At 75.1% G+C, this 4,575-nt stretch carries 5 protein-coding genes and 1 pseudogene; 1 reads left to right on the top strand and 5 read right to left on the bottom strand.

The window, feature by feature from the left end:
- Positions 1-206 (top strand): annotated as a pseudogene (locus tag G5C65_RS31595) (non-homologous end joining protein Ku); the annotation flags it as partial.
- A 102-nt stretch (positions 207-308) separates the two neighbouring features.
- Here G5C65_RS31595 and G5C65_RS31590 read toward each other — a convergent pair.
- Genes G5C65_RS31590 through G5C65_RS31570 form a run of 5 tightly spaced genes read right to left on the bottom strand, consistent with a single transcriptional unit; the run spans position 309 to position 4,509 of the window.
- Positions 309-1,070 (bottom strand): FkbM family methyltransferase, encoded by a 762-nt coding sequence (locus tag G5C65_RS31590; RefSeq protein ID WP_165302472.1) that lies wholly within the window; start codon positions 1,068-1,070, stop codon positions 309-311.
- Positions 1,067-1,294, bottom strand: a complete 228-nt coding sequence (locus G5C65_RS31585) for a Trm112 family protein (RefSeq protein ID WP_165302474.1) — start codon at positions 1,292-1,294, stop codon at positions 1,067-1,069. Before G5C65_RS31585 ends, G5C65_RS31590 begins: the two co-directional genes overlap by 4 nt.
- Positions 1,284-2,363: a DMT family transporter gene (locus G5C65_RS31580; protein WP_165302471.1), complete on the bottom strand. Its 1,080-nt coding sequence runs from the start codon at positions 2,361-2,363 to the stop codon at positions 1,284-1,286. The genes G5C65_RS31585 and G5C65_RS31580 overlap by 11 nt, the downstream gene beginning before the upstream one ends.
- Positions 2,363-3,184: a class I SAM-dependent methyltransferase gene (locus G5C65_RS31575; RefSeq protein ID WP_165302470.1), complete on the bottom strand. Its 822-nt coding sequence runs from the start codon at positions 3,182-3,184 to the stop codon at positions 2,363-2,365. Before G5C65_RS31575 ends, G5C65_RS31580 begins: the two co-directional genes overlap by 1 nt.
- A complete protein-coding gene (locus tag G5C65_RS31570; RefSeq protein WP_165302473.1) occupies positions 3,181-4,509 on the bottom strand; it encodes a condensation protein in 1,329 nt (442 codons plus the stop codon). The genes G5C65_RS31575 and G5C65_RS31570 overlap by 4 nt, the downstream gene beginning before the upstream one ends.
- Positions 4,510-4,575: the final 66 nt, after the last annotated feature.

Below are 4,575 nucleotides of genomic sequence, written 5' to 3'. Positions count from 1 at the left end.
GGGTGGACCTCATGGCCGTGCTGGAGCGGAGTGTGGAGGAGGCGCGGGGGGAGCGTTCCGGTCAGGCGACCGTGCACGAGCTCTCGGACCGCCCCGCGAAGAAGAGCACGGCGAAGAAGAGTACCGCCAAAAAGGTCACCGCCAAGAAGACCACCGCCAAGAAGACCACCGCGAAGAAGGCCACCAAGCCCCGAAAGACGGCCTGAGCGCCCCGAAGGGCGCGGGGAACTGCGCGACCGGCTGACCACGTACCCGCAGTCTGCGACGTACGCACCGGGGCACCCCCTGCGCAACACGCTCAGGGAGGGTCAGCCGGGGCGGCGGTCCCCCGGCAGGAACAGCACCGAGTTCACATAGCGGCGCCGTCGCGGCCCCAGCGAACGCCGCACCAGCCCGTGCTCGGCGACATGCGCCGTACGGCGCTGGTGTCCGGCCAGATCGAAGTCCGCCAGCGGCACCCAGTCCCGCGCGGGCAGCACCCACCCCGCGTAGCCGAGCGAGTCCAGCAGCGCCAGCACCGGCTCCAGCGGCTGGATCCGCAGCTCCAGCTCGACGAAGAGGGCGGGCTGCTCCCGCTTGACCGTCGCCTCCGCGCCATGCAGTACGGCCGGCTCGCTGCCGTCCACATCGATCTTCAGCAGGCCGACGTCGCGCAGGTCCAGCTCGTCCAGCCGCACGCACGGGACGTCCAGCGAGGTGCCGTGCACCTCCCGGCGGACCAGCGAGGACACGCCCCGGTCGCCCCCGCCGTCCGCGGTGAGCCAGAGCGTGGCCGTGCCCGCGCGGTCGCTGGCGGCGGCCTGCAGGACCTCCACGTTGGGCGGCACGGTCGCGCGCAGCCGGCGCACGAGGTGCGGCACCGGCTCGATCGTCACCACGCGGTCGGCACGCTGTGCCAGCCGGCGGGTCCAGGGCCCGTACCAGCCGCCGACGTCCACGGCCGTACCGCCGCGCGGGCAGAAGTCCGCGAGCCGGCCCAGCTCGGGCTCGAAGCGCGGGTACAGCAGGTCCGTGGCCCACCGCAGCGCCGCGGACGGCAGATGCGGGCCGACGCGGGAGGCGAGGGTCATGACGCGCGGTCCCCCGGGTCCGCGTCGCGCCCCAGGAACTGCCGGTGCTCCTCTTCGGAGACCTGCTCGCCGGAGGAGGGGAGCAGCTGCGGGATGCCGTCCACGATCGGGTAGCGCCGCCGCAGCCGGGGGTTGTAGAGCGCCTCCTCGGGCTGCAGGAGCGTCAGCGGGCCCTTGTCGAGAGGGCAGGCGAGGATCTTGAGCAGCGGGTCGTCAGCGGAGATGCGGGGCATCGTCGGTGCCTTTCTCGGGCGGGACGGGGGGCAGTGTCGCGGACAGCGGGCGGCCCGCCGCAGGGAGGGCCGGGAGCTCGCGCGACGGGGACCCCGGCAGCGCGTCCGGGTCCTTCTCGGGGGCCTTCTCCAGGGCCTTCTGCGGGGCCTCGTCCGGGGCGTCCGGGTTCCCGTGGGCAGCCGCGTCCGGTTCGTGGCGCGGCAGGGATACCAGCACGCAGATGGCGAGTGCGGCTCCGCCCAGCCGCAGGCCGAGCCGGAGCGGCGCGTCCGGCAGCGGCTCGTCGAAGGCGACCGAACCGCTCACCGTGGCGTACAGGAAGTTGACGGTGGTGCACACCGGGACGATCAGCGAGGCGCGGCAGCGCTGGAGCGCGGTCTGCGACAGGACCAGCCCGCTGGACCCGGTGAACAGCAGGATGTACGGGTACGGCGACGTCAGCACCGAGGCGAGGGTGCCGGACGGGTCGTCGAAGTCGAGCAGCCCGGCGACGCCCTTGATGGCGAGCGAGCTGACGCCGTACAGAAACCCGACCGCGACGCCGTACGAGACGCCCGCCGTCGGCAGCCGGTGGCGGCGCCGCGAGCGGCGCTCGGCGGCGAGGAACAGGCCGACGCCGAGCGCCAGGGACGGCACGCAGAGCCCGAGCAGCAGCGGCAGCGGGGCGCCCCTGCCGATCGTCTCCGAGCTGTTGTGCAGCGAGAAGACGATCATCACCAGCGCGCCCAGGATCGCCACCATGCCCTGCCGCTCCCGCCCGCTGGCCTGTTCGCCGAGGAAGAGCGCGGAGAGCAGCAGCAGCATCACCAGCCCGGTGACGAACAGCCCCTGGGCCGCGATCAGCGGGAGGGTGCGGTACACCGCGAGCTGCGCGGCGAAGCCGAGGAGCAGCGAGGCGGCCCCGACGATCCACAGCGGGCTGCGCAGCAGGTGCAGCACGACCAGCGCGGGGCGCCCCGCCGACAGCGGCGGCAGCGACGACAGCGCCCGCTTCTCGATGACGAAGCCCGCGCTGAACAGCAGGTTGGCCACCAGCGCCGCCGCGACGCCCCACAGCATCAGCGGGGGCCATCCTCGGGCCCTTCCCCAGGTCCCTCCGGCGGACGGGCCACGGCGCGCGCATGGACGAGCAGGATGGACGCCAGCGAGGGCGTCCGGCAGGCGGCCCGGTCCAGCGGCCGGAACGGGCGCGGCACATCGTGGTACGGGGCGCCGGTGATACGGACGACCTCGAAGCCCGCGGCGGGCAGCATGGAGCGCAGGGCGCGCGCGGTGAACAGCCGCAGATGCCCCACCACTTGGGAGCCGGGGCGGCCGTGGATGCCGCGCAGCGACACCTCCGAGAAGACCGGCTGGGTGCCGACGAGCAGCAGCGCGCGGTTGTACCAGGCGGCGAGGTTCGGGGTGGACAGCAGCAGATGGCCGCCGGGGCGCAGCACGCGGTGCAGCTCGTCCAGCGCCGCGTCCGGGTCCACCAGGTGCTCGATCACCTCGGAGAAGAGCACGGCGTCCGCCGAGTCCGTGCGGAACGGCAGGCCGGGCTCGGACAGTTCGCCCCGTACGGCGGTCAGCCGGGAGGCGGCGCGGCGCAGCGCGTCCTGCGACCAGTCGACACCGACGATGTGGTGCCGGCGCAGCAGCCGGGAGGCGGTGGCGGCCGCGGAGCCGTCGCCGCAGCCGATGTCCAGCACGGTGCCGGGAGCGCTGCCCAGCGCGCGCGCCAGGATGGCCGCCTGGCGGCGCGAGCGGTCGGCGCCCGAGGCGACGGGCGTGGCCGGGTCCTCGTAGAGCCGCTGGAGACTGCCGGGCCGACCGCCGGACCGACCGCCGGGCCGGTGGCCGTCCGCGCGGGCCGCGGGTGTGTCGGTGCTCCCGGTCATGGGCCCTCGCCCTCCTGCTCGTCCGGTGTGTACGCCGTGTCGGCCAGGGCGCGTGCGAACAGCGCGCCCAGCCGGGCGCCCGCTGCGTCGTCCAGCCGGGCGTGCGACCAGCGGAGCGCCAGCTGGAGCCGCCCGCCCGTGGAGACGGTCGTCACCGACAGCCCGCGCGGCATCCGGCTCGGCGCCGAGAACCACACCGCCTCGGCGCGGCCCGCGTCGCCGAAGTCCAGCGGATAGGGCACCCGCCCGATGTTCGACAGCAGCGTGCTGGAGGCCCAGGGTCCCGCGGCGTCGCGCAGGGCGCGCACGCCCACCGCGCGCAGTCCGACGGGGAGCACCGGAGCGGTCAGCAGGTCGCCGCTGAAGCCGAGCTGCGGCCTGCTGACGGCTTTCAGGGCGCGGGTGCGGGCCGCGGTCGCGCGCAGCATCCGCGTGATGGCGGCGCGGTCCGGGGCGCCGGACGCCGTCAGCGTGTCGTGCAGCTCGCGCTCCTCCGTGCCGAAGGTGACCTCGACCAGGCGGGTGCCGTTGCCGATGGGCATGTCGGCGGTGCGCGGACGGTCGTCGACCGGCATGGTGATGCGCACCGGGCGCCGGGGCTGTTCGTGCAGCCGGTTCCAGCGCGCCACGGTGACCCAGGTGGCCACCAGCAGTTGGTCGTTGACGGTGTACGGGCTGGTCCCGTCCGGTCCGCGGGGCGGGCGCGCGGGCACCGGCAGATCGGAGACGAGCATGCCGTTGCCGGGCGCGCCCGGGTGCAGGGTGTCGGCGGCGACCCGCGCGGGGCGCGTCCACGCGGACGTCGAGGGCTCGGCCTGCGGCAGCCCGGGACCACCGCTGTCCGACCGTTCCGGTTTCCGTACGGGCGGGGGCGCGGGCGAGTTGTCCGCGCCCCCGTACAGCTCGGCCGCCGTGGCGATCACCCGGAGACAGGCGGGACCGTCCAGCGCGGTGTGGTTGATGGTGACGAGCAGCACCCAGCGCCCCTCGTGCGCGACGGCCTCCACCCGGAACGGCGGGGACGCGTCCAGCCGCGGACAGGTGTCGAGCGCCCGGCGCCTGGCCTCCTCCAGCGTGCCGCCGGGATACGACACCGGGTCGCGGTCCGGCTCGCCGGTCTGCACCCACTCGTACCGCAGCCGCCACCAGCGTGCGGGGGACTGGCGGACGAGGATGCGCGGATGGCGGCGCATCGCCTCGGCGAACGCGGCCCGCAGCCGGTCGGGTTCCGGCCTGCCGGGCAGATGGATCTCGACGTGGACCGTCTCCGGCTCGTCGTCGGTCAGACAGTGCCGGGTGATCTCGTCCACGGTGGGGAACGGAATCCGCCGCTCCCGCTCCGGCCCCGGCGGCCGACCGCTTCCGCGTCCGGCTCCGGAGCCCGCCCCGCC

This window comes from Streptomyces boncukensis (assembly GCF_011045075.1).
GTDB lineage: Bacteria > Actinomycetota > Actinomycetes > Streptomycetales > Streptomycetaceae > Streptomyces > Streptomyces boncukensis.
This window is presented reverse-complemented; position numbering and strand designations above follow the sequence as displayed.

Coding starts and splice junctions, on each gene's coding strand:
- G5C65_RS31580 (WP_165302471.1), bottom strand. CDS start 2,363: ATGCTGTGGGGCGTCGCGGCGGCGCTGGTGGCCAACCTGCTGTTCAGC.
- G5C65_RS31575 (WP_165302470.1), bottom strand. CDS start 3,184: ATGACCGGGAGCACCGACACACCCGCGGCCCGCGCGGACGGCCACCGG.
- G5C65_RS31590 (WP_165302472.1), bottom strand. CDS start 1,070: ATGACCCTCGCCTCCCGCGTCGGCCCGCATCTGCCGTCCGCGGCGCTG.